Raw genomic sequence first — 24,024 nt, forward strand, 5'->3', positions numbered from 1 at the left:
CAATTTTTACAGCATAAAATCTATTTAGGAGAAAAAATGTCTGTAGAATGTTATTCATTGGGAGCTGCGGAAGAAGTAACTGGCTCTAAACATATTTTTGAGATTGATGGCAGGGCTTTTATGATAGATTGCGGAGCCTTCCAAGGAAAGAGAGCAGTTGCCGATCAAAAAAACCGAAATTTTGAAATTCCCATCGACAAAATAGAAACCGTCATATTGACTCACGCTCATTATGACCATTGTGGACTTTTGCCACTTTTAGCAAAAAAAGGATATGATGGAAATATTTACGCGACTCCAGCGACCAGAGATCTTACAGATTTGGTGATAATGGATAGCGCACGCATTCAAAGCAGAGATGCAGAATATTTACGAAAGCAGGCTTTAAAAAAAGGCGAAAAATTCAACTGGCAACCACTTTATACAGAATCCGATTGCATAAAAGCGGAAAATCAAATAATTACTCTGGGCTACAATCGAAAGATGTATATTGCGCCAGATGTTGAACTTGAGTTTTTTGATGCGGGGCATATTTTGGGTTCTGCGTTCGCTTCTATTACGATAAAAGGGCAGCGAGGGAGAGAAAAAGCGGTTTTCGATGAAAAAAAACTTAATCTTTGGAACAAACTCTTCTTCTGGAAAAGCCATTCTGTTCAAAAAAATGTTTTAACATCTGCTGAAATGTCAGAAAAAACTTTGGAAGAAAGACGCTCTCTAAATGACCGCCGCCGTGCAACTTTGGAGGAGCAAAAAAAATATACTGGCGAAGAAAGGCGTTCTGGATTTGACAGAAGGCAAGGCAAAGATGAAATCCGTATTCTATATACAGGCGACCTTGGTAGAACTTCAAAACCTATAATCAGAGACCCTAGCACCAACGTTCCGCCACCAGATTATATTTTTCTTGAAAGCACTTACGGAAACCGTAGACACGAAGGCACAGAAATTGCGATGGATGAATTAAGGAAAGTTGTTCGTCGAGCAATAGATAGAAAAGGAAAGGTCATAATTCCAGCGTTTGCAATAGAAAGGACGCAAGAATTGATTTATTATTTGCATCTTTTAGTAGATCAGAAAAAAATTCCACAGATTCCAATTTATATAGATTCTCCTATGGCTGTAAATGCAACAAGTATCTTTCAAATTCACCCAGAATGTTATAGTAGAGATATTGAACAGGCATTTTTGGATCATCATAAAAATCCTTTTGGCTTTGCCTCTTTAAGTTTGATAACCAGTGTTGAAGAATCAAAAAAACTTAACACAAAATCTGGTCCTATGATAATAATTGCAGCCGATGGAATGTGTGAGGCCGGGCGAGTTGTTCATCATCTTGCAAATGGAATAAGCGACCCTAAAAATACTGTTTTAATTGTAGGTTATATGGCACAGAATACTTTAGGAAGAAAAATCCGCGACGGAGCAAAAGAAGTTAAGATAATGGATGAATGGTATCAGGTTAATGCTCATATCGAAACTATAAATGCCTTTTCTGCACATGCGGATTATCAAGAAGAACTTGAATGGTTGAAAAAAATTGATACAAGCCGTTTAAAAAGAATTTTTTTGGTACACGGAGAAAAAGAGGCACAGGATTATCTTAAAGAATATCTAAAAAAACACGGTTATAAAGACGTAGAAATTGTAAAATACGGAAAAACTTATTCGCTTGATTAAAGTTTTTCATAGATTAAACAATATTTTATTCCTTTATTTTGAAGGCAATATATATCATAAAATTCAATATCTCTAACTTGAGATATGAGTACTAAATTTGGAGGAATTATGAAAAAAGTGAAAACTCTCGCTTTTATAATGGCTTTTGCCATGATGTTTGCAACATTTTCTTGTAAAAGTGATGATGGAGGAAATTCAGGAAGTTCTCCTAATGTTAATGAAGTTGTGACTTTAAATATTGAAGAAAATGCGACTGGGTTTTTAAAAACAAATGGAAAGATAAAAACTGATGATACAAAATGGATTGGCTATTCTAAGGGCTACATTGAAAACTTAGGCGAAACGTCAAATATCTATTATACCGTAACCGCTTCTACTGCAATAACAGACGCAAAGATAGGTATACATTACGGTCATTGGTCAAATCCTGTGCGCGGTATTTTTGTACACGTAAATGGAACCTGCGTAAATCCTACGTCTCCTATAAAAACTGCATTTACTGCAAAAGGTACTCCTGGTGTTGTTGACCCAAATAGATGGATTGATTCTGGCTTTGTTGAAGGTGTGAGTCTACGTAAAGGTGTAAACACAATAGCGCTTATGCCTGCCGAAGCGGCAACAACATATACGTTTAATGGAGAGACTTACACAACAGATCAAAAGGCAATGCCAAATATTGACTATTTAATAGTTACTGGAAAAGGTCTTACAGCTGGTGGAACTCCTTCGGAAACTTATGCTTCTGTTATATATTCTTCAGAACCAGGGACTTCTTCTATGGGTAGTGTTTCTGTTGCAAAGGCTGACGGAATTGTTGTAAGTTCTGGAGGTGCAGTTACTTCTGGAACTACAATAACTCTTACTGCAACCGCAAATTCTGGCTATAAATTTGATGCTTGGTGGGGCGATGTAAATTCCAATGCAAATCCTTGTAACCTTACTGTATCAGATGATTCAAAGATTTATGCGCACTTTATTCCAGAATCTTTTAATAAGGCTACAGAATTGGCAGGGCTTGAAGGTTACGCAAATGTAATTAACGATGAAGGAACTGCATACACAATAACTGGTGGTTTTGGTGGCGGAACAATAGAAATTTCTACTCTTGCAGAATTGGTTTCAAATAGAGGAAAAATTTCTGGCAATGAGCCTTATATCATAAAGATAAAAGCAAGAATAAGTGCAGCAGAATGGATAGACAATGCAGAGTATAAGAGAGAACTTGCAAAACTTACCAAAAAAGGAAAAACAGAAGCTGAAGCGAAATTCATCTTAAAAAACCGAAGTACAACATTTGACATTGGCTCCAATAAAACTGTAATTGGTGTGCAAGGCAGCGATTTTGGATTTAAAAACATAAACCCAAAAATAATGGGAACAAATGTCATCGTTAAAAATTTGCATTTTGGAGATGTAATAGGCGACGACTACTTTGGTGGCAAAGGAAACGATGCGTTGAGCATTAAAGGCGGACGAAACGTTTGGATTGACAGTTGCGAATTTAGTTCTTCGCTTGAGCCAAAAGAAGTTGACGGTACCGCAATCAATTTTAATGACCATAACTTTCCTGTAGACTTAGAAGGTGAAAGCACTACTCTTGAACAAAAGTGGAAGAAAGACTTTTATGATGGACTTCTTGATATAAGCGAAATGAGCAGGTTTGTTTCTGTTTCTAACAGTTTTTTCCATGACCACTGGAAAGCTTGCCTCTGTGGTGGTTCAAACGACAAGGCAGAAACTCAGCCAATGGGTTCTCTGGTGCGCCTTACTTTCTACAACAACTATTTTAAAGATATTCATGCAAGGCAGCCTTTGTTCCGCTTTGGACGCGCACATATCTATTCAAGTTATTACAAAGGAATTGCAGGTGGCACACAATCTACTGGTATTGAAGTCCGTGCAGAAAGCAAAGTTTATGTAGATAACTGCTATTTTAAAGATATTCGTGCAGATAGAACCGTAGGATGTTGGAATACAAGTTCTGGACTTGGACAAGGGGTTTGGACTGTTAAAGATTGTGTTGGACAAAGCGATTCAAATTTTAAAGAGCAAAGAAAAGATAGAGTTTTGGAAGCGAAAAGGCGGGAATTTTTGGGAAAAGGCGGGATTTATCGGGAATATAGTGCAAAGCGTTTGCATATAGTGCGATAAATCAAGCGGTCAAAAAGCCTTTTTTAGTTCCAAAAATCGGAATCGTAGACCTTCAAAATCTTGAAAATGTAGTATTTTTTGCCGTTTTCTGCGCCCCATTTTTCAAAGCCTTCGCCTTTTTTCAAGGTGCAAAGACAGGTTATGAACGGCGAATTTCGGCTGTACCCTGCCCGAAGCCCGACAGGAAAATCATCAAAGCCATTGAATTTTTCTAGCCGTTTTTCCCAGTAGGGCTTTATCTCGCGGTATTCCTCGTGCTTTATTCCTTCCCAAATTTGACGCTGCCAAAAGCCTTTTATCGGCATTATCAGTTTCGGGAGCGTGCCGTATTTTTTCAAGTAAAAACCTTGTGTCGGTATTTCTTTCATCGTCCATGCTCCTAATTCCAAATTCGCACTCGTTGGCGAATTTGGGTTTCATAATATCACCAATCCCCGATTCGTCTTGTGCCGCTTCCTGTCATCTGCCGGGCAAGGCTCACACCGTCGGCATCGATTCTGCCACGGTTGTAGGCTGTTGAATTTTCCGCTTTCTTTTTCATAGGCTGTGTTTCCAGTTTGACCATCGTGTTGACGAATTCCTGCACGGCTTTTTTTTGGGCATCCAGTTCTTCGGGGTTGCGCCACGAGCAGTTCCAGCCGAGATGGAACATTCTGCGCCATAGTTGGTCTGCTATTCCTGTGCGGTATGACTGTCGATATTTGTATTTTGCGTTCTTGCGGATGTTCTGCTTCGCCATTCGGTCTATAGTCTTGCAGAGGTAGGTGTACATTTCCGTTGCCATGAAAACATCAAGTTCCTCGCCATAAAAAATGACTTTCCCGTCTGGCGTTCTGTAGTGGCAAGTCGCATATACATTCTCAACGGCATTCGCCAATATGGTACGCCAGCGGCTAACTCGCTTAGTTCCTTTCACCGATTTTGAGATAAAGTCCAAGATTTCCTTTTGGCTGATTTTATACGCCGCCATGAGTTCGTTTGCCTTGCGCATCGCACTCTCGGCTTCCGCCTCGCACGGCGATTTTGACAGGGCGAGCAGTTTCTTTACTCTGCGCTTAACCGATTCTAAATTTTCCGTTGCACTTTCATCTTTCATCGTCCTATTCCTCCCGCGTGGATTCGTCCTCGTAGAGGATTTGTTTCTTCCAGTCGGTCGCGTACTGCAATTCCATTCTTGCGCCCTTCGACTGCTGCCAGTCTTTTTGCATGAACACGGCATCGCATACATCGACCATCGCGAAGCAGATGTGCATGTAGTCGCCATGCTCGAAGCCCTCGTTCAGAGCAAGCACGGCGGGCGACATCACGGTATGCCCGTCCTTTTTGAGCGTCTTTGCGCTCTCGTAGAATTTCTTGAAGATTTCGTCTTTCGGAAGTCCTGTGACTTTCCCCGCGACATACACTTTCATTTCCTACCCTCGTTTTCTAGGATTTCTGCCGCTTCTTTCGGCGGGATGCCGATTTTTTGGCAGAGCAAAAAGAATGAGGCGGCGGCGGTCTGCAATCCGCAGAAAGTCATGCTGTTCACAGCCGTTTGCACATCTCCGTGCGTAAGTTTGTTTTTGCCGTGCAGAAAATCCATGTTCCTGCCGTTCTTCCATACCGCCATTGTCCGCCCCATAAAATGCACAAGTTTTCTTTTTTTTCTCACCTCACGGTTTTGGTCGCGCTAGGTGGCTGTCGCCGTGGTGGTCTGCTTCGCGAAGATTCCGGGGTTCACGATTGCCACGGTGAGTGACATGGCGAATATGACCACCGCAAAAATCGCTACGGCAACGGTCGGAACATGGCTCGCGACTATGGAGATTACGAGCATCATGAATGACACGAGTATCACCGCAATCCAAAGCCAGAAACTGACCAGACACCTGACAATTTTGCTCATCGGCATCACCTCCTTCCACTTGCGCGGTTAGATTTTCTGAAAATGAATCACCATTCGAATTCAGGGTTTCAACGGAGAAAAAGGACGCTGGCTTTGAGCGGTGGGCTTTCCGCCAGCGTCCTGCGTCCGATGAAAGTGTATGTTAAGTATAGAAAAAGAAAACCGCCTGAGTATCTTAACGGCGGTTAAAATGCTTCTTGACTTAGTTTGCGGGGGGAGTTATTATCGGGACATAGGCTTGTTCATATTGCGATGTCATCGGGCTGTCAGCTATCGCGGTCGCGTCCCTGTTCAAGCCTTATTTTATTTCTGTCAGCCACAACAGCATATCCGCTATTGTAGAATTCGGTACATAGCCAACTGAGCGGATAAACGCCGATGTTATTCCGTTCACACTTGCATTCGGTCTTACCGCGATTTTAAACCATTCATTTTCGTTTACAGGAAAAAGATACAGAAGTCCGTCTTTAGCCGAATTGCCGTTGCTGTCCTTTAACCAATAGGTCTTGCCGTTCAGCATAGTGTCAAGCAAAATTTCCGCATCGTTTTTTTGAATTGCATGGCGGGTGGCTTTTATGCCTTTTATCAGCCTTGATTCAAGACCGATTACAGTATTCGTACCGACATCAATTCCGACATTCTTTTTGAGCCAATTCGTAACTCTCGGATTGAGAAATCCTACTGGCGTAATCTCATGCCCCTTGTATGTTCCACTGAAACTTTTATCAACGAAAGATTGAAAATTGTCTCTGAAAATCTTGTTGTTAATCACGGTTTTCAAGAAATCAAAATTATGCTCTCCCAGTTTCACTTCACTTTTATTTGCCAATGCCTGAACAGAGGAAAACACCCTGTCGGCTTTTCCCTGATTCCAATTAAAACCGGGAGTTATGCCTTTCGGTATTCGCTCTATTATTCCTTTTCTGGTATTTTCATAGAGCGTATATGTCATGCGCGGCGCGGTGGTCTGAACCGGAAGCCGCATGGTTTTCTGCGTGCCGGGGTTGTATGCCGGCACTCCGTTCTGCTCGTATTTCTGCTTGCGGGCTTCGCTGACGGCTACGGTGTAGCACTTACAACCGTAGCCGTTGGGCGGAAAAATTGAGTTCCAGAGCGGGTCGTCCTTCGGAAGAATGAGGTTGTTCCATCGCAAGTGCTGCTCGCGGTGGTGTACGCTCGCTCCGATTCTGTACATCAGGTATGGGTGTGATGTGCTTTCCATCGTGCGGTCGTACTGTCCTTTCTGGTACGCGCTTCTGAGGTTTGTTTGATAGATTGTCTTTAGCCGCCTGTCGCTTCCGAGCTGTGCGTTCACGGTTTCGCCTGTGAGCGGGTCTGTCATTTCGCGCCGACCCCACCAGCCTTTCTGAATAAGCGTGGGCTTCAGGCTTTTCTTGAACTGCTCGAATGTCGTGCCGTCCTTGATTGCCTTTTCAACCTCGCCCTTGATGTCGGCGAGTACATCAAGTTGCATGGCTTTTGCCACGGTGAACGATGCCGCGTGTTCCTCGTTCCACACGTCCTTGTATGAGAACGCGGGCTTTAGTTTCTTGTTCCTGATGTAGTCCAGAGCGCGTTTGGGAATGAGAGTGTCAGGCATTATTCACGCTCCCATTTTGCAATCAGTCTAACGGCGGCATAGAATCCCTTTGCGGTGCAGGCTTCCAATGCAGCAGGCGCGTTCGTGAAAACATTGTCATTTCGCTTTATCCAGTTTTCAAGATATTCAACCGTGTATAACGGATGTACAATTTTCTTTACGATTTCCTTTTCTCTTTCGTCCATAATCTACCCCTCAAATTTGCTGTCGCCTTTAGCACGTGCGGAGAAGAAGGCGACAGCCATAAGCTCGGCGATTTTGTCGGGCGACCAGTCGGCGGCGAGTTTTTCAAGTTCCGACTTGAAGCCGTCAAAATCCGTTGAGTTGTCGGCAGCCTTTTCCAAGACCTCGGCTATCTCGTCGCTTATCGGAATGAAGTCGCCCGAAAATTCAGTTTCCAAGTCGCCGACCATGCCGCCGCCGTCCGCGCTGCTTTTTCCGGCTTTAGCGGCGTTGAGTTCTGTGGCGTTCCGCTCCGACTCGTCACTTGGGAAGTCGGACACGGGCATTCTGCCGCCGATTATCTCGTCATCTTCCTCCGGCTTTGACAGTCCAAGCATTGAGCGGATTTCCTCTGCCTTTACCGTAAGTCCGTGCGGTGCGAGCTTTTCGATTGCGTCCACGACTTGCTCAATGTTCTGCTCGTCGGGCTTGTAAAGCACGATTTCGGGATAGCGTTCCTGCTCGCCAAAGTTGAGTTTGACATAAGGCACGACGAGCATTGAGTTGAGAGTGTCGGCTACGGCGAGCGCGTCAGCCGTGGCAATGTCCTGCCGCACTTCCTCGTGGACTTCGCCCTGCGCACGGCTTGAGCCGTCGTCCGTTGTCATCGTCTGACCGAGTACGAGTTTTGAAATCTGCTTGTCTATCCAAGTCGCCATTTTCTGATAGGCTTCGGAATTCTCGTTTGATGTCTTGGACTCGATGATTTCGATTTCCGCACCTTCGGGAATGACCGCGCCGAAGTCTGCCCCGATTGAGGCGACCGCACGGCGGAGCGTGTTGATGTCGTCCTTCGTTGCCTTGCGGCTGTATTTTCCGAGCCTTATCGGGAAGCCGTAGCGGTCGATGAATGCTGCCCAGCTAGTGACATCGTAACTTTTGAGCATGAAATAAAAGAGCGCAGGGAGCGCAAGCCCGCCCGCAATCTGCGTTCCGCTTATCAAGTGCGGCTCGTGGATTATGAATTTATTGGGGAGCAGCGAATGAAGTTCGGTTGTCAGCTCGTCGCGTAGCATGAGCGTCTGTCCCGTCTCCTTGTCATACTGAAACCAACGCGGGTCTTTCCATGCGTATTTCTGCGGCTTCCAAGTTTTTCCGCTTGTGTTCCATGTGATTTCCACAGCGGAGAAGCCCTTTGCGAGTGCGTCAAGCATATCACGCACAAGCGGCACAAAACGCGCCGAGCGATTCTGAATGATGTCGTCTTCGACTGCCTTTGCAATCTCCATGTCGCGCTTGTCGTCGCTTGCTGGCTCAACTCTGATTTCAAGACCACAAACAGCGTCCTTTCTTGTGGAAAGAACCGAGCGGTAATGAAGGTCGTGCATCTCCATGTCCTGCGCAAGCTCCAGGTATTCGGCGGGACATTCGCCGTCACGGACATCACGGAGTATGCCGGAAAGTTTTTCGGGCGATAGCCGTTGCAGTATGCCGAAATCAGCCCACGGAGTTCTGTTTGTATAGGGAACAGCAAACGCCTGTTCGATTCCGAGATTTTTCTTGATGTCTTTTTTTTCGTCAGTTTCTGTCTTGCCGTCTACCATTCGTCATCCTCTTTTGAAAATCTGTATTTGTTCGGCGTTTCGACCGCCTCATAAGTCATCTCCTGATAGCCCGCTCCTTCAAGTTCCCGATGTGCAAAATGTGCCATCAGCTTTGCGATGCACGAGTCGCCGTGCCGTTTGTTTCGTCCGCTTCCGGTTCTGTCGGTTATGAGCGGAACGCCCTGCAAAAGTCCTACAACCCTGTAATCGTCCTTTATGAAGCTGTCGTCGGGAATGTTCGATTTGTTTTCCTCGAACGCACTTTTGAGTGACGGAAAATTCTCCGCGTACCATTTGCGGGTAATCATCACCGGGAAGATACAGCCGGGGTATTCCTGAGCCGCCCATTCCGCAATCATCTGACCGTTTCCACGGCTATCAAATGCCGCACCGTCAAAGTTTTTCAGCGTGTCAAAGCACAACTGAATGAACTGCCTTTGCTGTTCGAACGGCACATTGCGCAACTCGATTTCGCATAGCGTGTCGGTCGAATCGTCAGGAAGTTCCATGTCGAAGTGAAGCACGGTGATGTCGCCGCTACGCGCGAAGTCCTCGCCAACGCAGACGGGAAGGTCGGTTGAAAGCAATGTCGGCTTTACGGTCTTGAACCATTTTCTGATTTCTTTTTCGCGCTTATCTGACTTCTCAAATGTGAATGAATCGGAAGCGGCGAAGCGGAAAACGCTCTTGTCCTTGACGGCTACCGAGCGCACGAGTTCAACTGGGAAGTAACGCTCTCCCGCCCTTGTCGGTATGCAAAAGTATTCTTCATCTGCGAAGTCGCCAGCCTCGTCAAGCAAGTCTTTAAGCCAATCGTCCTGTGCTTCCTTTGACCATTTTTTGTTCTGCACGGCGCAGATTCTCTTGTAAAGTCCGTCGGAAAGTGCGTTTTCGATTGTGGTGTGATGGAGCGACCATTTTTTCTTTCCGTCCTTGACTTCCTGAATCAGCTCATTGAATGGGTTTTCTTCCCCGTTGTGCGTTGAGAGAATTGAGATAGAGCCGCCCCAGATCCGGAACGCATGGGCAGCCTTAATGATTTCGCGGAACTCGTCAGCAAACGCCGCCTCGTCAAAGATGAAATGTCCCTGCTTGGAGCGCAGAAGCCTAGCCTTTGACGGCAAAGCCCACACCTCGAAGCCAGAAGCGAAGCGAATTTTGTAAAGAAGAATGTCCTTGTCCTCGTCCTTTATGACGACTTCCTCAATGTCGCCGCAAGCCTTGTTCAGTGCCTTTGCCCAGAATGCCACATCGGAGATGAACTGCTGTGTCATTTCTTTTTCGTAAGCCATATAGAAGCAGTCCATGCCGCCCGACGGCTTTGTGAGCGATGCGAGTTTTGCCGTGAAGAACGCCTCGCACCAAGACGCGCCGATTCGGCGGCTCTTTTCCCAAAGTTTCAATGGGGAGTCGTCCATCAGCCAGTCTATCTGGTATTGGAGAAAAATTGCTGTGTTGCGGGCTTCCTCAAGTGTCATTGTATGTTGAATACCTCTTTGAGAACCATGTCCATAGTGTCTTTTGACACGCCGTTTTGCTTGCAGACTGTCTCCACCTTTTCGGCAGTTTCTTTCTGCACGGCGGCTTTGATTTCCGCCTCACGCTGAGCGTTTAATTTTTCAGCCTGTTCAAGTTCCTTGATTGCGCGTGAGACCTTATAGATGATGTCCGCCAAGTCCTCCGGCTTTATTTCGCCGTCCGAGTCTTTTAGTTCCTCCAGTTCGGTGGTGAGGTCAAACACCATCAGTTTGATATATTCGTTCACGACTTTTCCGAGTTTGTTACGGTTCTCCGTGCCGTATTTTTCGATGTATGCGTCCGCGACCTCACGGGCTTCCCGGCTCTTGGCGGCGAACCTGTCCATGCGCAGTTTGTAGCGGTTCACGCCGCTCTTTGACACAACGGTTTCGCCCGCAGCCTTGTTGATTTCGTCAACGATTTCTTTCTGCGTTATTGCCGGGTTCTGCAAGAGTTCAATCAGTTTTTCGCGCAGCTCCGGCGGAAGCCTGTCGATGCTTGATTTCTGTCCCATGTGCTAATCCTCCACGGGCAAATCCACGCCGTCCTCGCGGGCATAGCCCAGAGCAACTTCCCGACCGTGTTTTGTGAGCTTCATTGTGAAAAGGTTCTCCGCAAGACGTTCTATCAGAACAAGCCCCCGATTTTCAAGCCAAAAGCAGATTGCATTCACGCTTTCAAGCGGGATCGTGTGTCCGTAGACACGCAGAAGCCTTTGCGCCATTTCGTTTGAGAGCGTTATGTTCTTTTCGATTCCCTGCAGGATTATGATTCGTTGGTTGCCGATGAATATGTCTTTCATTTTTCACCTCTCGGCGTGTTGTTGATGAACCAGCCTTGTATCTGCTTCAGGATGTTGTTCATGCCCTTCATCTCGCCCTCTATGTTCGAGAGCCGTTGTCCGACATTCGCGTTCAAATCCTTCTGAAGTTCGGTGACTGCTTTTTCAAGTGATTCGATGCGCTTCTCCAGTTTCTCCGTCTTAGCGATAGAGCCTTGCCTCACGTCCTTTATTTCTGCCGCAGATTCCGCCTTTACTTCCTGAATCTGCCTGTCTGCGGACTGTCTGATTGACTGAATTCTGTCGTCTGTCTTTTTTGCGTAGGCTTTCCAAATTCCCATGAAGAAGGTTGACACGGCTATGAAACTTCCCACGCATGAAAGTACGAATTTTGCGATTTCCATATTTGCTCCGTTGAATGAATGTTACCAAAACAAAACAACGCCCGTACTTTAACAGGCGTTATTAAAAAGAGTGAGGTCAGTTCTGTAGCCGTATGGAAAAGCCGAATCCGCCGCCGACAATGAAGCCCACACCGAATCCGCCGACCGCAAAAATCCACCGCGCGCGCTTTAGACGCTTGATTTCCAATTCGGACTGCATGGCTTTTGCCTTCCAGTATTCCGCATCGGGAGCGGAAGCGAGCAGACCTTGCTTGTAGCCCTCGTTGAATGCGCGGTCAATCGCCTGTTCCGATTCCTCCGTCACTATCTGTAGCAGGGCTTCCACTTCCGAGCCCGTGTAGCTCCGATTCAAGTCTATTCCGTATTCGCTCCCGGAAGTCAGACTTGATTCCGTCCTTGATTGCGCCCAGTTCGTTTGCGTTGTCGCTAGAAGCAACAAGCACATCAGCGGGAGTGCTTTCAATCTCATTCTTCTTGTCCTCTTTTGCCTTTTCTGCTTCATCGGTATTTTCAAGCTTCAGTTTCTTTGTGAGTAGTGCGCCCGTAAGGATTCCGACCGCCAGCAAGCCGATTACGCAAAGCACTGATTTAATTATTTGGAGAAGTCTCTTCATCAACGCCAATCCATGCCTTGATTTTTCGGTAGATTGCCTCGTAGCCGAACACGCTCACCGCGAAGATGACAGCCCAGTAGAACGGTGCCTGCTTCCAAGTGAAGAACTCGCCGAACGCAAGCGATGCTGATTCAAGCCCGCTCAGCAGTGCCGGAACATAAATCCTGTAGCCTTTGAGCTTGTCCTTCTTGTCCGCCTTTTTGACGATTTCCGTGAGCAAAACCGTGAGTATTATGGCGACTATTACCGCCGCCGGAAGAAACTGCTGCAAGTCAACATTCATCACATTACCCTCTGTTCGATTAGTTCGCCCAATATCTCGTCGCCCGGCTTTACGCCCTCTTTCTTTAGCGTTTCGTTCAGGGCTTCAAGGTCTATTGATGAGAGAATGAAGCAGCCCGCACTCCAAGCATAGTTCGTGTCGCGTCCGAGCTTCTTTGAGAATCGGTCGTGGATGAGCCAGCGTCCGTTTTGGAAGCCCCTTGCGGAAATCTGCATGGCGTTTCTGTCTATTCTCTGACCGTCAAGGTCGGTCGTGCTTGTGATTGCGTGGATTTCGCCGTGGAAGTTCCTCGGCTCTACGAAGCAGCGCACGGTGAAGTTTCCGGGCGCGACGGTGTCTCCGTGTGGCAGACTGTCGCCCGGCGACATCTCCCCGAAGCAGTAGTTCGCCACGCTCTGGCAGTTAGCCGTGAAAAGCACTTTGTCGCCTTTGATGAGAAGGATATGGTCAATGCTGTTGTGAAGCCAGTTGTTGCCGAAGCTGTCGGGCTTGGACTTTTCGGCGCGGAAGTCGTAGCTCCGCTTGTCGCGCCACATCTCGAATTTCAGATTGTTCATTTTTCACCTCTCCCCACAGAATAGCAGGGAGAGGATTTTCGGATGTCTTAACTGCGGTTAAAAGATATGGAAACGAGCGGGGCTGTATACTTTGACATATCAATTTTCAAGGAGATTCCTATGGACGAAGAAAAAGAGACTTCGGAAGATGCCAAGCCCGACTACAGTGGTGTCGTGTTCGCTGGAACGAAAGACGGCGAGAACTACGGATTTTATCTCCCCGATTCGGTTTTGGACGAGGACGGAACGATAGGGCTTTCTGATTTTGTCATACTGACGAATGCCGAACACATGGCTCTGATGGACGGACAGTCGGCGGGCAAGGTCATAACATTCCATAAAGGTGAAAAACCGACTTTGGAAGACCCTCCGCCACCGAGCGACGAGGAGATTGCCGAGCGTGTGCGGCGTGAGCGTGACGCTCTGATTGAGGCTGTGCAGTGGCGAATTCAGAGGTACGAGCAGCAGTCCGCGCTCGGCTTGGAGACCACCGACAGTACGGAAGTTTACGAGACGATTCTTGTCTATGTGCAGGAGTTGCGCGACCTTCCAAGCCAGAGCGGATTCCCACGTGATGTGGTGTTTCCCGTGCTGGCGGTGTAGAGAAAAAAGCCGCCGTTGTGCATTAGCGGCGGTTAAAAGAAAAAGGAATTACTGATTCGCTTTTTTTACAACTTCATCCCAAGTCATAAAAGTTTTGGAAATGTTGAAGCCTATTGTGCTTTCTGCTTGCAAGCCGTGAGAATACTTGAAGCCAGATTTTCCTGTTATGTATTTATCCAGTGGCAAATCAAGAACGGAGTTTATGAAGTCAGCCGCTTCATTTGGAGTTTTTAAATCTTCAACGGCACAAACAACGGCAAGCGCATAATTACTGTCGTCAAAGAAACCATCGGTTTTATTTCCTGATATGGAAACATTGAACCCCGTTATTTCGTGTATCTTATTTTCCGTTATATAAAGTACGGTTGTATCTGTAAGAAAATATATGTTTTGCCTAACATCATTTTCTAGTGTATATGGAACTCCACATATTTTTGCGGCTTTCTTGTAATCTGACTTAAATTGCGAAAATTTATAATGCTCACTTTTTGCTTGGTTGGCAGAAAGAATAATTGCCAAAACTCCTGCAACAAGAAAAAGTCCGCCAGCTATAAATTCAAAAATTGCAACACCTTTTTTTTGAAGTTTCAAAAAAAGAAAACCTGTAAGAAACAATACTAACCCAAAAACACAAGTACCTATCAATGCTCCCATGTTTCATCTCCCCTAATACGGATTTCTGTGCAGCCAACTAACCACTTTGCCGTGTATCTGCAAAAGGCTTTCAGCCTGTTCATACGAGATGATTTCCGGATTAGGGTAGCGTTTTGCGTTCTCCGAGCTGATGACGATTTTGCGCTCAATCGGACGATATTCCAAGTGCTTGACGCGCACATCAGTTCCAATGCTGATTACATACACGCCATCGCCCTCTGTTTGCGTTCGGTCAAAAATCACGAAGTCGCCGTTAAACAAGTTCATGTCCGTCATACTGTCGCCTACGACACGCACGATACCACAGTTCTTGGGATTCGCACCGCCGAGCATTTCCAACACGATCGGGATGTATCTGTCAATTTCTTGTAATTGAGTTTCGGGCTGACCTCGACCTGCCGCCGCTGTTTGTGTGAAAACTGGAAGAAGAACAAGCGCATCAAAATCAGTTTCCTTTGCGGCGATTGGCACGGTTGTTCCGTGTTTTAATCTAAAAATGTCAAAATCCCTCACTGCGGAAAGTTGCGTTTCTGCTTCAAGTTGCCGCCTTAACGCCGCGCCCGCACTTCCTGTTGTTTCAGAGCCTTGATATGAACCTAAAGTAACATCGGGAATTTCATAGCCCATGCTTGACAATGCGAGTAAAGTTGCGACTTTCGGGCGCGTTTCCCCCGATTCATAAGCCGACCAAGTTCTTTGCGATACACCGATTTTTTTAGCAAATTCTGCTTGACTTACCCCCGATTCTAGCCGAATTTGCTTTAGAATTTCTGCTAAATTTTCCAAGAAAACCTCTATTTTAGCATTTTCTTCTTGACAATTTAGAAGTTTCTGCTATAATTAAATTATCGGCAATAAATAATTATTTATTTACTGCTAACAAAAAAACCGAAAGAAAAGGCTCTGAAACTGATTCTTTCGGTTGAAAAAACAAGCCGTAGGAAAAATCCTACAAGGAAGATTTTATGTATTATACCACAAAAAGCCCCTGCCTGCAAAGGTTGAATTCTGACAAGGGTAAATGGGTTGGTTATCAGCTTCGTTTGCGTGGGGTTACGCAGACAGAGATTGCCGCCCGCGCTGGGTGTTCCCAATCGCAAGTGTCAAATGTGCTTGCAGGGCGAACATCATCATCAAAAGTCTACATCGTTCTCTGCGACATTTTAGGCTTCTCATCACTGAGCGACCTCTTGGCAATTCCGAGAAGGGGCGCTGCATGAAATGGGATTTTTCAAATCCGATGTTTCCAAAACCAAAAACCGAAAGACGACGAAGTTTGTTGCGGTGGCAGGAAGATTTGGAGCGTACGCGAATTCAGTTCGGGGGGGTGCTTTCAAACACACCAAGACTTTCCGTTCGCTGTCTTGAATGGAGCGACCGTAACGGTTGCGTGGACATCGTTTTCAAAAACGGATACAGAAAGTCCGTTATGGTTGAAGGCGATTCACCTACTGCATTTATGCAGGACATTTTGAAAAGACTTTATTAAGGAGACCACTATGGCAAAAGATTTAAAAGACTACATTGAGGACGCACAGGGAAAACTCACCCCTATTTCGGCAATCAAACCAATCGACTGGAAACGGCACGAAACTGTTACCTCAATCATGAAGGACACCTTCGCGGAGCGCGACAGGCTCATTGAGTTCAAGCGCGACATCTGGCTTCGTGTGCAGGACTTCCTTGCGGAAAGCGCGAAGGATTCCGGCGCACGGAAATACGGCGGCTCTAAGGGCAATGTTACGCTCACGAGTTTTGACGGCAAATACAAGATCATGGTCGCCGTTAATGACACAATCCAGTTCAACGAGAAGTTGCAGGTGGCAAAGCAGTTGATTGACAAATGCATTGCCAGTTGGAGCGAGGGCGCAAACGAAAATCTGCGGGCAATCGTGGATGATGCTTTCAATGTTGGAAAAAGCGGGCTTGTCAGCACGAGCCGTGTCTTGGGCTTGCGACGGCTCAACATCAAGGACAGCACTTGGAAAAAAGCGATGGACGCAATCAGCGAGAGTATGCAGGTCGCAAGTTCAAAAACCTACATGCGCTTTTATGAGCGTCAGCAGGACGGCAGCTACAAGCAGATTCCGCTTGATGTGGCGGCTTTGTAAGGGGGTGCGCGGTGATGGGCTTTGTGTACAGGTGGGGCATGAGAATCAAAGACTTCGGCGAGCGCATTCATTGTCGCGGCATTCAGCGCATGGGGATTGCGATTAGGGATGCCGCATTGCGGATGAAAATCCGGTGAGGTGTGTATGAACGAAAAACTTTCAAGCCAAGAGCGAATTTTGGCGGAGGCACTTGTCTTGGGTAAAAATCACCAAGACGGCATGAGCAACAAGGAACTTTCCGCTTTGCTTGGCACTTCGGAATCAAACATTTGCAGGGACATGGCAATCTTTGAAAAGTTTGAACTTGTTACCCGCAACAGAAAGGGGGCTTGGAGGCTCTCCGAGAAGTTCGGCGGTGTCGCCGGGCAGATAATGAAAAGTTATCAGAAAGCCCGGCTGTCGCTGAGCGAGGAAGAGGCGCGTTACGCTTCCGCAATGCAATAAAAAATCAAATTCGCCAACGTTGGCGAATTTGAAAACGGTGGAGAAAAACAATGGGTAGACGAAAACTTGAAGATTCAGACGGAGCGACACAGGCTCTTGACGCTATGTCGCAAGACGCAGAAAACCGTGAGCTTGTGCTCCGTTCTGACGACGAGCGTTTCTTGGAAAATGGGGAAACATACAATCTTCATCTTTGCATGGAAAAGGCTCGTATGTACCAAGAGCAGATGGCTAACGGTTTGCTCGGTCTTGGTGCGCAGTTGATTCTGATAAAGAACCACGAGGAACACGGCAGTTTCATGGCTGCCGTTGAAGATTTGGGGCTTGCCTCTCGAAGTGCAAACTATGCAATGGCGGCGGCTAGAAAATTCGGAAATTCGCCAACGTTGGCGAATTTGGGCAGTTCAAAAATCAAGGCACTTACAGTTCTTGATGATGACGATGTGGCTCAACTTTCTGACGGAGCGGAAGTTTCCGGGCTTGGAACGGTTGACGACATCGCAAAAATGTCAATCCGCGAATTGCGAAACGCGCTCCGCAAGGAAAAGAAAGAGCGCGAGGACGAGCGGATTGCACTTGAAGAAGTCGTGTGCAAAAAGGAAAGCACAATCTCCGCGCTTGAAATGGAAGTGGCTGGCAGACAGCCACCAACACAGGAGCAACTTGCTGGACTCGCTCTTGACGAAATGCGCAAGAGCCTTGTGGGCTCGCTCTCGGTGGCAAAAGACACACTTACGAGCGCACGGATTCTGATTGCCAACGCACAGGAAACCGAGGGCGTTACGGTAGAGCAGCTTGACAAGTGGATTGAGGACGCTTCTTGGATTGCTTCCCTGCTTGACGACACCTACCAAGAACTTATGCAGGACATGGAGAACATCCGCCCCGCGAGACAGGAGGAATAGCCGTGTATGAGGATTTTGTTCTGAAAATGAACGCGGTGCGGACGGCAAAAGGGCGGAGCGAGGTTATAGCCGAGATGTGCCGTATATTCGGTTTCTGCAAGGACAGCGCGTACCGTGCGCTCAAAGAATGCGGGTGGGAAAGCAACCGCAAGAAAAGGAGCGACGCGGGCAGTTCGAGCATAAGCGAAAAGAATCTTAGTGCCGTCGCCGCCCTTTTGCAGAACAGCCTCCGAAAGAACGGCAAAAAGACGATGAGCATTGAGAATGCAAGGAGCATTATGATGCAGAACGGCTTCGACATTCCGATTGGGAACAGGCAGCTCGCGGGGCTTCTGAAAAGCCGGACGCTCTCCACGGAAAGCACGGCGAAGCAAAGCCCCTACCAGCGCATGAGGACGGAATACCCGAACCAAGTGCATTTTGCAGACCCTTCCGTGGCTCTTATGTACTTTGCCCCGAACGGCGGGCAGAAATTCCTGCGCGACGATGAGGTCTACAAAAACAAGCCGTTCCTTGAAGGCAGGGAGAGCTTGAAGTGCTGGCGGTATGTGCTGACAGACCACTTCTCCGGGACAATCTGCGTGAAATACTACGCGGCGGCGGGCGAGAACTCGGCTAACATGTACGACTTTTTGCTCTATGCGTGGGGGAAGAAGAGCGACCCGCTCTACAACTTCCACGGCTTGCCGGAACTGCTGATTTGGGACTGCGGCTCTGCAAACATCTCAAAGCCGGTGACGAACGCGCTGAAGGCTCTCCGCGTGGAGACTAAGCCGCACATGCCCGGAAACCCGCGAGCGAAAGGACAGGTGGAGAAGTCAAACGACATAGTGGAGCGGCAGTTCGAGAGTCTTCTGAGGCTTGAGCCTGTGAGCTCCATTGAGGAGCTGAACGACGCGGCGGAAAGGTGGTGCGCGGCGTTCAACGCAAACGCCCTTGAAGGGCGCGATACGCGGATAATCCGCAACGGAAAGAAAATCGGGAGCAGGACTCAGCTTTGGAACTGGATAGAGAAAGACCAGCTGCGCGAGCTTCCCGACGCGGAAATCTGCCGCCAGATTTTCACGACAGGAATACAGGTGCGCACGGTGGGCGGCGACCTTGCAATCAGCTTTGTGCATCCCAAGCGGAAGACCGCCACGCGCTACAGCCTGTCTCACCTCCCCGACATCATGGTAGGTCAGACGGTGAACGTCCAGCCGATTCTTGTTTCCGATGACGCGCTTACGCTCGTGAGCTACAAGGACGGCGCGGGCGAAATCGTAAGTTACGAGGTGAAGCCGATTGAATACGATGCGGCTGGCTTTGATGTTGACGCGCCCGTGTTCGGCAAGGAATACAAGAGCCTCCCGGACACCCTGCGCGAAAAGAACACGAAGGCACTTGCACAAATCGCGGCGGCTGACGACAAGTCCGCAGTTCCGTTCGCGGGCATTACGGACGGTCAGGGATTCAAGACGCACAGCCTTATCCGCAACGAGGAGAATCCGTGGCTCAAGACGCAGACCGGAAAGCAAGTTGAGATTGCCGCCGGAACTGTGGAAGTCCACGACATTCTTATCAGCACGGTGGAGATGGCGAAACGATTCAAGGCAAGGGCGGGCTACCTGCCTGACGGTTTCATTTCCTATCTGAAAAAGGAATATCCCGACGGAGTTCCCGCTCAGATGGTCGATGATTTGGTTGCAGAATACGACGGCGTGACCGCCGAGAAGATGGCGTAAAGCCAAAAGGAGATGAAAGTATGCTGACGATGAAAGCGTATAAAAAATTCGGTCTTTTCCAAGACCCATTCAACGGAGATGTCACCAAAGCCGATGATGTCTACCTCACCGACGAAACCCGCTTTATTGCGGAGTTTCTTTATCAGACCGCAAAGGTGGGCGGCATGGTCGCCCTGCTCGGAGAATCGGGCAGCGGAAAGACGACAATCCGCCGCTACGCTATGGACAGAATCCAAGCGGAAGGTCAGAAAATCAAAATCGTCGCGCCGCACTCAATCGACAAGGCACGGCTCACAACGAGCGCAATCTGCGACGCAATCATTCAAGATTGCTCGGCGGAAAAGCCCAAGCGAACACTGGAGGCAAAGAGCCGACAGGTTGAGCTTATTCTTACCAACAGCTCACGCGCGGGCTACAACCATGTTCTCATGATTGAGGAAGCGCACGACCTCAACATCTGGACGCTCAAATACTTGAAGCGTTTTTGGGAGCTGGAGGACGGCTTCAAGAAACTGCTCGCAATCGTGCTTATCGGTCAGACGGAAATGAAAGCCAAACTTGACGAAAGCCAGAACTGGGAAGCCCGCGAGGTTATCCGCCGAATTGAAGTGCTTGAACTCAAACCGCTCGGAACTGGAAAAGAAATCGCAGACTACCTTGACATCAAGTTCAAGCGGCTCGGAAAGGAACGTGCAAAAATCATCACGGACGAAGGGTGCGAGGCAATCGCCGAGCGGCTTCGCAAGCAGACACGGCGCAATGTGGTCTACAGCGTGGGCTATCCGCTCCTCATAAACAACTGGACGCGCATGGCTATGAACGCCTGCGCCGAGCTTGGCGCGGACTTGGTAGACCGCGATGTGGTCAATTCGCTTTAAGGGGGCGGAAAATGGTTGTAGAGGAATTCTTTGCAATGGTCAAGCAGATGCGGTTTGCACAAATCAAGTATTTCAGCACGAGAGACAAGGAAGACTTGCTGACCGCAAAATCGCTTGAAAAAATGGTTGACGGCTGTCTTCTTGAATGGCAGGAAAAAAGGTTTCGCGCACAAGTAGAGCAACATCACTGATGAAGGGGGGGATTGAGAATGGGTGGAAAGAAAGTTTTGATTACCGTCACGGACGAGCAGTACAAGGCTCTGGAGAGAATGGCGGAGGAGCGCGGGCTTGGTCGCGTTTCGGTTCTTGCGAAAAGCGAAGTTGTCAAAGCCGCGTTTAACTGGCTTGAACCGAATGAGGACAAAAAGACAATCACGCTCCATGTGAACAACTACCGAGAACTTGCGGGCTATGTGGAGCAAAAAAGATTCGGCTCTATTGAGTCGTTTGCCACTTTTGCGATGGAAAGCGTGATGCAGAGAAATCAACTCACAGAGGCGCAAAAAGCAAGAATCGGGAAAAGTATCAAATAAACCAAATTACCCCGTTTCGCACTACTGCAAAGAGCGTTGGCGGGGTGATTTTTCGGCTCGGCAAGGAGTGAAAAAGGGGCGGCAAATTGGATAGGTCAAAACTCATTAAGCTGATTCACATTGCGAAGGCTCAGGTGGGTCTTTCGGAAGAAGATTATCGGGCGGTCTTGGAAAGCACGGCGAAGAAATCAAGTTGCTCCGACATGACGCTTTTTGAACTGGACGAGGTTTTGAGGGCAACGAAGAAACTGGGCTTCCGCGTCAAGAAACTTGAGACAAAGGAAATTGAACTCGGATGGGACACGAAAAAAGAGCAGATGGACTACATCAAGGGAATGTGGGAACTGGTCGCCCGCGACAAGTCAGACCGTGCCCTGTATAGGTTCATAAAGCGGATAACCGGGGCAGACCACCCGCGATTCATGGACAAGAAGGATGCGCAGAAAGTAATTCTTGCCCTGCGCAAGATGATGGCGGACGCTGGCTACAACCCCGACCACAAGGAGAGCGGCAATGACAAATGAACTGAATCTTACCGCCGAAATGGTGGCTTCCTGTTCCGCACGGCTCGGCAAGGGCGAGCATGAGACAGCCGTCAAGGGAATCCGTGCAATCTGCCAGTATTACGGCGGTCAGATGATTTTCCTTCCGAAGTTCAAGCGCGACAACTCAAAGACGGCGGAGCAACTTTTCGGAATCCTTGCGGACGCTGTGGGGGACGGAACGGCGGAAATCATGCTTGATGTGATTATGTCGCAGTTCGGCGGCGTTCAAGTGTATATTCCGCAGGAGGTGCGGGCATTCCGCGATGAGGTCGCAAAAGAAATCTATGAGCGTTATGACGGAACAGACGAATCGCGCGGCGAGCTTTGCAGGGAATACAAGATAACATTCACGCAGATTTACAGGCTTAGGGCGCGAGCCGTTGAATTGCGGCAGGAAAAAAATCAACCGTCATTGTTTGACGAATTGTAACGGCGGTTAAACTATGTTCGGCAGAAAAAAGAGTTAGGCTATCAGTATGAAAACTACTGATAGCCTTTTTTTATGCCTCAACTCATTTGACGGAAAAATCCCCTGCCGCATTCAGATTCTCCCGGCGGGAAAAGAGATTGTCGGTGTTGACGGTCGCAGGTGGAAGAACTCAGACCCCTTGTCGCTCTGCGCCAAGATGAATGCGAGCGACCGAGTGACGGTGAGGAATGGCTGTGTAATCGACGAGAACCATTCGACAGACCTTTCCGCTCCGCACGGCGGCGAAGCCCCGGCTTTCGGGTGGTTCAAGAATTTCACCGCAGAAACGGACGGCTCAATCTGGGCTGATGTGGAATGGAACTCGCGCGGCGAACAGGCAATCAGGAATAAGGAATACAGGTACATAAGCCCGGTGTTTACCCGCGACAAGGAGGGAAATATCACCGAAATTTTGCGGGCTGCTCTCACGAACAACCCGAACCTTGACAACCCGGCATTAAATTCATCTCAGGAAACTGAGGAGGAGCAAAATATGGACGAAGAACTTTGTGCCGCTTTGGGCATTCCCGAAACGGCTACAACACAGGACGCTCTTGCGGCAATCGCGAAGCTCAAGACCGAGCTGAACGGAGCGCAGAGCAAGGGCGTAGACCTTGCCGCCTACGCGCCAAGAGCAGACCTCGCCGCAATGCAGGAACGCGCTGAAAAAGCCGAAAAGTCTTACGCGGAACTGAATGCGGCGAACTTGAAGGCAAAGGCAACGGCAGCCGTTGAACAGGCTGTAAAGGACGGAAAGATTGCCCCCGCAAGCAAGGATGTCTACATGGAACTTTGTGCAAGCGAGGACGGCTTCGCCAAGTTCGAGAAGATTGTGGCAGCCACTCCGTCAATCACCGGGGCAACACAAGTTCCCGACAAAGCCCCCGACGGCAAGGAAAAAACGGAGCTGAACGCGGCTGAAAAAGACTGGGCTTCTTCTATGGGCTACACGGAAGAAGATTGGAACAAAATCAAAGAGGCAGGTAAATAATGGCAATCATCTCAAACGCTACTTTGGACACTCTCCGCACGACAGTTCGCGGGGAATTCAAGATTGCGTTCCAGAACGCGAACGCAAATTCTTTGTACAAAAGGCTTGTGACGGAAGTCAAGTCAACAAGCAAAACGAACACCTACGGTTGGCTCTCGAAATTTCCGCAGATGCGCGAATGGGTTGGCGACCGCGTGGTAAAATCGATGTCTGAATCCAGCTACGCGATTGAAAACAAGAAGTACGAGTCCACGCTCGGCGTAGACCGTGCGGACATCGAGGACGACAACCTCGGTCAGTATTCGGCAATCGCGCAGAGTATGGGTCAGGAAGCAAACGACTTCCTTGACCGCAGGGTTGCGGCTCTGCTCAAAGACGGCTTTGATTCGCTTTGCTACGACGGTCAGAAATTCTTTGACGAGGAACATCCTGTTTTCGCCAATGCCGACGGAACTGGAACAAAATCCCTTGTTTCAAACATCTACAAAAAGACCAATTCAGACAGCGGCTCGGCTTGGTTCTTGGTTTCCTTGAACCGCCCGCTAAAGCCGTTCATTCTCCAGCAGCGCACGGGAATGGAGATGGAATCCATCACCGACACGAAGAACGACACCGTGTTCACCAAAGATTTGTATCAGTACGGAATCCGCTGGCGCGGAAATTTCGGCTACGGTTTGTGGCAGCAGGCTTTGGCTTCAAAAGCCGAACTCAACGCGGACAACTTCGAAGCGGCTCTTGCACAATCGCAGAGTTTTAAACGCGACGGCGGCGACCCGATGGGAATCAGACCCACCGCGCTTGTCGTTCCCGCAAGCCTTGAAGCTGCGGCAAGAAAAATCTTGGAACGCGACACGCTCGAAAACGGCGAAGGCAACATCAACTACCATGTGGTTGAACTCATCGTCAACCCGTGGCTTTCATAAGGAGTAGG

33 protein-coding genes are annotated in these 24,024 nt (G+C 48.2%); 16 read left to right on the plus strand and 17 right to left on the minus strand.

All coding sequences use genetic code 11. From position 1 onward, the window contains the following. Positions 1-36 precede the first annotated feature (36 nt). Entirely contained in the window at positions 37-1,677 is a 1,641-nt protein-coding gene (locus FXX65_RS03355) for an MBL fold metallo-hydrolase RNA specificity domain-containing protein (protein WP_147615083.1), read from the plus strand. Positions 1,678-1,785: 108 nt separating this feature from the next. Then, a complete protein-coding gene (locus FXX65_RS03360; protein ID WP_187116200.1) occupies positions 1,786-3,828 on the plus strand; it encodes a pectate lyase family protein in 2,043 nt (680 codons plus the stop codon). 23 nt (positions 3,829-3,851) lie between these two features. On the opposite strand, the gene FXX65_RS03365 is transcribed toward FXX65_RS03360, so the two are convergent. From FXX65_RS03365 to FXX65_RS03440, 15 genes are all read right to left on the minus strand, one after another. Continuing rightward, positions 3,852-4,196: a hypothetical protein gene (locus FXX65_RS03365; protein WP_222704216.1), complete on the minus strand. Its 345-nt coding sequence runs from the start codon at positions 4,194-4,196 to the stop codon at positions 3,852-3,854. Positions 4,197-4,252: 56 nt separating this feature from the next. Further along, entirely contained in the window at positions 4,253-4,924 is a 672-nt protein-coding gene (locus tag FXX65_RS03370) for a DUF2786 domain-containing protein (protein ID WP_187116201.1), read from the minus strand. A gap of 4 nt (positions 4,925-4,928) precedes the next feature. Then, a complete protein-coding gene (locus FXX65_RS03375) occupies positions 4,929-5,237 on the minus strand; it encodes a DUF4406 domain-containing protein (protein ID WP_147615086.1) in 309 nt (102 codons plus the stop codon). Next, on the minus strand, positions 5,234-5,437 hold the full coding sequence (locus FXX65_RS03380; RefSeq protein WP_147615087.1) for a hypothetical protein: 204 nt from the start codon (positions 5,435-5,437) through the stop codon (positions 5,234-5,236). Before FXX65_RS03380 ends, FXX65_RS03375 begins: the two co-directional genes overlap by 4 nt. Before the next feature lie 60 nt (positions 5,438-5,497). Then, positions 5,498-5,713, minus strand: a complete 216-nt coding sequence (locus FXX65_RS03385; protein ID WP_147615088.1) for a hypothetical protein — start codon at positions 5,711-5,713, stop codon at positions 5,498-5,500. Between the two features lie 298 nt (positions 5,714-6,011). Next, the gene (locus FXX65_RS03390; RefSeq protein WP_147615089.1) at positions 6,012-7,313 is read right to left on the minus strand and encodes a phage head morphogenesis protein; all 1,302 of its coding nucleotides are present in this window, start codon (positions 7,311-7,313) and stop codon (positions 6,012-6,014) included. After that, entirely contained in the window at positions 7,313-7,498 is a 186-nt protein-coding gene (locus FXX65_RS03395; protein ID WP_147615090.1) for a hypothetical protein, read from the minus strand. The genes FXX65_RS03390 and FXX65_RS03395 overlap by 1 nt, the downstream gene beginning before the upstream one ends. A 3-nt stretch (positions 7,499-7,501) precedes the next feature. Further along, complete coding sequence (locus FXX65_RS03400) at positions 7,502-9,079, minus strand: phage portal protein family protein (protein ID WP_147615091.1); 1,578 nt, start codon at positions 9,077-9,079, stop codon at positions 7,502-7,504. Next, entirely contained in the window at positions 9,073-10,557 is a 1,485-nt protein-coding gene (locus FXX65_RS03405; RefSeq protein WP_147615092.1) for a terminase large subunit domain-containing protein, read from the minus strand. Before FXX65_RS03405 ends, FXX65_RS03400 begins: the two co-directional genes overlap by 7 nt. Then, positions 10,554-11,111 (minus strand): DUF3486 family protein, encoded by a 558-nt coding sequence (locus tag FXX65_RS03410; RefSeq protein ID WP_147615093.1) that lies wholly within the window; start codon positions 11,109-11,111, stop codon positions 10,554-10,556. The genes FXX65_RS03405 and FXX65_RS03410 overlap by 4 nt, the downstream gene beginning before the upstream one ends. Positions 11,112-11,114: 3 nt before the next feature. Further along, a complete protein-coding gene (locus tag FXX65_RS03415; RefSeq protein ID WP_147615094.1) occupies positions 11,115-11,399 on the minus strand; it encodes a hypothetical protein in 285 nt (94 codons plus the stop codon). After that, positions 11,396-11,782, minus strand: coding sequence for a DUF4094 domain-containing protein (locus FXX65_RS03420; RefSeq protein WP_147615095.1), 387 nt, complete (start codon positions 11,780-11,782; stop codon positions 11,396-11,398). Before FXX65_RS03420 ends, FXX65_RS03415 begins: the two co-directional genes overlap by 4 nt. 76 nt (positions 11,783-11,858) lie before the next feature. Further along, on the minus strand, positions 11,859-12,251 hold the full coding sequence (locus FXX65_RS09620; protein WP_187116202.1) for a hypothetical protein: 393 nt from the start codon (positions 12,249-12,251) through the stop codon (positions 11,859-11,861). Between the two features lie 119 nt (positions 12,252-12,370). Further along, positions 12,371-12,679, minus strand: a complete 309-nt coding sequence (locus FXX65_RS03435) for a hypothetical protein (RefSeq protein ID WP_147615098.1) — start codon at positions 12,677-12,679, stop codon at positions 12,371-12,373. Then, complete coding sequence (locus FXX65_RS03440; RefSeq protein WP_147615099.1) at positions 12,679-13,236, minus strand: hypothetical protein; 558 nt, start codon at positions 13,234-13,236, stop codon at positions 12,679-12,681. Before FXX65_RS03440 ends, FXX65_RS03435 begins: the two co-directional genes overlap by 1 nt. Before the next feature lie 120 nt (positions 13,237-13,356). Here FXX65_RS03440 and FXX65_RS03445 point away from each other — a divergent pair, with 120 nt between their 5' ends. Then, positions 13,357-13,839 (plus strand): phage tail assembly chaperone, encoded by a 483-nt coding sequence (locus FXX65_RS03445; protein ID WP_187116203.1) that lies wholly within the window; start codon positions 13,357-13,359, stop codon positions 13,837-13,839. Positions 13,840-13,887: 48 nt separating this feature from the next. On the opposite strand, the gene FXX65_RS03450 is transcribed toward FXX65_RS03445, so the two are convergent. After that, on the minus strand, positions 13,888-14,493 hold the full coding sequence (locus FXX65_RS03450) for a hypothetical protein (protein ID WP_147615101.1): 606 nt from the start codon (positions 14,491-14,493) through the stop codon (positions 13,888-13,890). A 12-nt stretch (positions 14,494-14,505) separates the two neighbouring features. Next, a complete protein-coding gene (locus FXX65_RS03455; protein ID WP_187116204.1) occupies positions 14,506-15,279 on the minus strand; it encodes an XRE family transcriptional regulator in 774 nt (257 codons plus the stop codon). 179 nt (positions 15,280-15,458) lie between these two features. On the opposite strand from FXX65_RS03455, the gene FXX65_RS09825 reads away from it, so the two are divergent. From FXX65_RS09825 to FXX65_RS03520, 13 genes are all read left to right on the plus strand, one after another. After that, on the plus strand, positions 15,459-15,713 hold the full coding sequence (locus tag FXX65_RS09825; protein WP_147615103.1) for a helix-turn-helix domain-containing protein: 255 nt from the start codon (positions 15,459-15,461) through the stop codon (positions 15,711-15,713). Further along, the gene (locus tag FXX65_RS03465; RefSeq protein ID WP_147615104.1) at positions 15,710-15,982 is read left to right on the plus strand and encodes a hypothetical protein; all 273 of its coding nucleotides are present in this window, start codon (positions 15,710-15,712) and stop codon (positions 15,980-15,982) included. The genes FXX65_RS09825 and FXX65_RS03465 overlap by 4 nt, the downstream gene beginning before the upstream one ends. A gap of 10 nt (positions 15,983-15,992) precedes the next feature. Beyond that, a complete protein-coding gene (locus FXX65_RS03470; RefSeq protein ID WP_147615105.1) occupies positions 15,993-16,604 on the plus strand; it encodes a DUF3164 family protein in 612 nt (203 codons plus the stop codon). Positions 16,605-16,748: 144 nt separating this feature from the next. After that, positions 16,749-17,048, plus strand: a complete 300-nt coding sequence (locus tag FXX65_RS03475) for a hypothetical protein (RefSeq protein WP_147615106.1) — start codon at positions 16,749-16,751, stop codon at positions 17,046-17,048. Between the two features lie 50 nt (positions 17,049-17,098). Continuing rightward, the gene (locus FXX65_RS03480; protein WP_147615107.1) at positions 17,099-17,953 is read left to right on the plus strand and encodes a hypothetical protein; all 855 of its coding nucleotides are present in this window, start codon (positions 17,099-17,101) and stop codon (positions 17,951-17,953) included. Positions 17,954-17,955: 2 nt separating this feature from the next. Next, positions 17,956-19,677, plus strand: a complete 1,722-nt coding sequence (locus FXX65_RS03485; protein ID WP_147615108.1) for a DDE-type integrase/transposase/recombinase — start codon at positions 17,956-17,958, stop codon at positions 19,675-19,677. Positions 19,678-19,697: 20 nt separating this feature from the next. Continuing rightward, positions 19,698-20,555, plus strand: a complete 858-nt coding sequence (locus FXX65_RS03490; RefSeq protein WP_147615109.1) for an ExeA family protein — start codon at positions 19,698-19,700, stop codon at positions 20,553-20,555. An 11-nt stretch (positions 20,556-20,566) separates the two neighbouring features. Further along, positions 20,567-20,746 carry a hypothetical protein gene (locus FXX65_RS03495; RefSeq protein ID WP_147615110.1) on the plus strand — a complete coding sequence of 60 codons (180 nt, stop codon included), beginning with the start codon at positions 20,567-20,569 and terminating at the stop codon, positions 20,744-20,746. 18 nt (positions 20,747-20,764) lie between these two features. After that, complete coding sequence (locus FXX65_RS03500) at positions 20,765-21,088, plus strand: hypothetical protein (RefSeq protein ID WP_147615111.1); 324 nt, start codon at positions 20,765-20,767, stop codon at positions 21,086-21,088. An 86-nt stretch (positions 21,089-21,174) separates the two neighbouring features. Next, positions 21,175-21,612, plus strand: a complete 438-nt coding sequence (locus FXX65_RS03505) for a regulatory protein GemA (RefSeq protein WP_147615112.1) — start codon at positions 21,175-21,177, stop codon at positions 21,610-21,612. Continuing rightward, on the plus strand, positions 21,602-22,063 hold the full coding sequence (locus tag FXX65_RS03510; RefSeq protein ID WP_147615113.1) for a Mor transcription activator family protein: 462 nt from the start codon (positions 21,602-21,604) through the stop codon (positions 22,061-22,063). The genes FXX65_RS03505 and FXX65_RS03510 overlap by 11 nt, the downstream gene beginning before the upstream one ends. Positions 22,064-22,109: 46 nt before the next feature. After that, positions 22,110-23,093, plus strand: a complete 984-nt coding sequence (locus tag FXX65_RS03515) for a phage protease (protein ID WP_147615114.1) — start codon at positions 22,110-22,112, stop codon at positions 23,091-23,093. Then, positions 23,093-24,016, plus strand: coding sequence for a Mu-like prophage major head subunit gpT family protein (locus tag FXX65_RS03520; RefSeq protein WP_147615115.1), 924 nt, complete (start codon positions 23,093-23,095; stop codon positions 24,014-24,016). Before FXX65_RS03515 ends, FXX65_RS03520 begins: the two co-directional genes overlap by 1 nt. Positions 24,017-24,024: the final 8 nt, after the last annotated feature.

This window comes from Treponema pectinovorum (assembly GCF_900497595.1).
Classification (GTDB): Bacteria; Spirochaetota; Spirochaetia; order Treponematales; family Treponemataceae; genus Treponema_D; species Treponema_D pectinovorum.

Bases quoted from the DNA above. Each gene is read 5' to 3' on its own strand.
- FXX65_RS03470 (WP_147615105.1), top strand. From the start codon at position 15,993: ATGGCAAAAGATTTAAAAGACTACATTGAGGACGCACAGGGAAAACTC.
- FXX65_RS03435 (WP_147615098.1), bottom strand. From the start codon at position 12,679: ATGAATGTTGACTTGCAGCAGTTTCTTCCGGCGGCGGTAATAGTCGCC.
- FXX65_RS03360 (WP_187116200.1), top strand. From the start codon at position 1,786: ATGAAAAAAGTGAAAACTCTCGCTTTTATAATGGCTTTTGCCATGATG.
- FXX65_RS03495 (WP_147615110.1), top strand. From the start codon at position 20,567: ATGGTTGTAGAGGAATTCTTTGCAATGGTCAAGCAGATGCGGTTTGCA.
- FXX65_RS03410 (WP_147615093.1), bottom strand. From the start codon at position 11,111: ATGGGACAGAAATCAAGCATCGACAGGCTTCCGCCGGAGCTGCGCGAA.
- FXX65_RS09825 (WP_147615103.1), top strand. From the start codon at position 15,459: ATGTATTATACCACAAAAAGCCCCTGCCTGCAAAGGTTGAATTCTGAC.
- FXX65_RS03390 (WP_147615089.1), bottom strand. From the start codon at position 7,313: ATGCCTGACACTCTCATTCCCAAACGCGCTCTGGACTACATCAGGAAC.
- FXX65_RS03440 (WP_147615099.1), bottom strand. From the start codon at position 13,236: ATGAACAATCTGAAATTCGAGATGTGGCGCGACAAGCGGAGCTACGAC.
- FXX65_RS03365 (WP_222704216.1), bottom strand. From the start codon at position 4,196: ATGAAAGAAATACCGACACAAGGTTTTTACTTGAAAAAATACGGCACG.
- FXX65_RS03420 (WP_147615095.1), bottom strand. From the start codon at position 11,782: ATGGAAATCGCAAAATTCGTACTTTCATGCGTGGGAAGTTTCATAGCC.
- FXX65_RS03400 (WP_147615091.1), bottom strand. From the start codon at position 9,079: ATGGTAGACGGCAAGACAGAAACTGACGAAAAAAAAGACATCAAGAAA.
- FXX65_RS03490 (WP_147615109.1), top strand. From the start codon at position 19,698: ATGCTGACGATGAAAGCGTATAAAAAATTCGGTCTTTTCCAAGACCCA.
- FXX65_RS03405 (WP_147615092.1), bottom strand. From the start codon at position 10,557: ATGACACTTGAGGAAGCCCGCAACACAGCAATTTTTCTCCAATACCAG.
- FXX65_RS03500 (WP_147615111.1), top strand. From the start codon at position 20,765: ATGGGTGGAAAGAAAGTTTTGATTACCGTCACGGACGAGCAGTACAAG.
- FXX65_RS03510 (WP_147615113.1), top strand. From the start codon at position 21,602: ATGACAAATGAACTGAATCTTACCGCCGAAATGGTGGCTTCCTGTTCC.
- FXX65_RS03355 (WP_147615083.1), top strand. From the start codon at position 37: ATGTCTGTAGAATGTTATTCATTGGGAGCTGCGGAAGAAGTAACTGGC.
- FXX65_RS03380 (WP_147615087.1), bottom strand. From the start codon at position 5,437: ATGGCGGTATGGAAGAACGGCAGGAACATGGATTTTCTGCACGGCAAA.
- FXX65_RS03515 (WP_147615114.1), top strand. From the start codon at position 22,110: ATGAAAACTACTGATAGCCTTTTTTTATGCCTCAACTCATTTGACGGA.
- FXX65_RS03370 (WP_187116201.1), bottom strand. From the start codon at position 4,924: ATGAAAGATGAAAGTGCAACGGAAAATTTAGAATCGGTTAAGCGCAGA.
- FXX65_RS03450 (WP_147615101.1), bottom strand. From the start codon at position 14,493: ATGGGAGCATTGATAGGTACTTGTGTTTTTGGGTTAGTATTGTTTCTT.
- FXX65_RS03465 (WP_147615104.1), top strand. From the start codon at position 15,710: ATGAAATGGGATTTTTCAAATCCGATGTTTCCAAAACCAAAAACCGAA.
- FXX65_RS03475 (WP_147615106.1), top strand. From the start codon at position 16,749: ATGAACGAAAAACTTTCAAGCCAAGAGCGAATTTTGGCGGAGGCACTT.
- FXX65_RS09620 (WP_187116202.1), bottom strand. From the start codon at position 12,251: ATGAGATTGAAAGCACTCCCGCTGATGTGCTTGTTGCTTCTAGCGACA.
- FXX65_RS03415 (WP_147615094.1), bottom strand. From the start codon at position 11,399: ATGAAAGACATATTCATCGGCAACCAACGAATCATAATCCTGCAGGGA.
- FXX65_RS03480 (WP_147615107.1), top strand. From the start codon at position 17,099: ATGGGTAGACGAAAACTTGAAGATTCAGACGGAGCGACACAGGCTCTT.
- FXX65_RS03445 (WP_187116203.1), top strand. From the start codon at position 13,357: ATGGACGAAGAAAAAGAGACTTCGGAAGATGCCAAGCCCGACTACAGT.
- FXX65_RS03375 (WP_147615086.1), bottom strand. From the start codon at position 5,237: ATGAAAGTGTATGTCGCGGGGAAAGTCACAGGACTTCCGAAAGACGAA.
- FXX65_RS03385 (WP_147615088.1), bottom strand. From the start codon at position 5,713: ATGAGCAAAATTGTCAGGTGTCTGGTCAGTTTCTGGCTTTGGATTGCG.
- FXX65_RS03395 (WP_147615090.1), bottom strand. From the start codon at position 7,498: ATGGACGAAAGAGAAAAGGAAATCGTAAAGAAAATTGTACATCCGTTA.
- FXX65_RS03520 (WP_147615115.1), top strand. From the start codon at position 23,093: ATGGCAATCATCTCAAACGCTACTTTGGACACTCTCCGCACGACAGTT.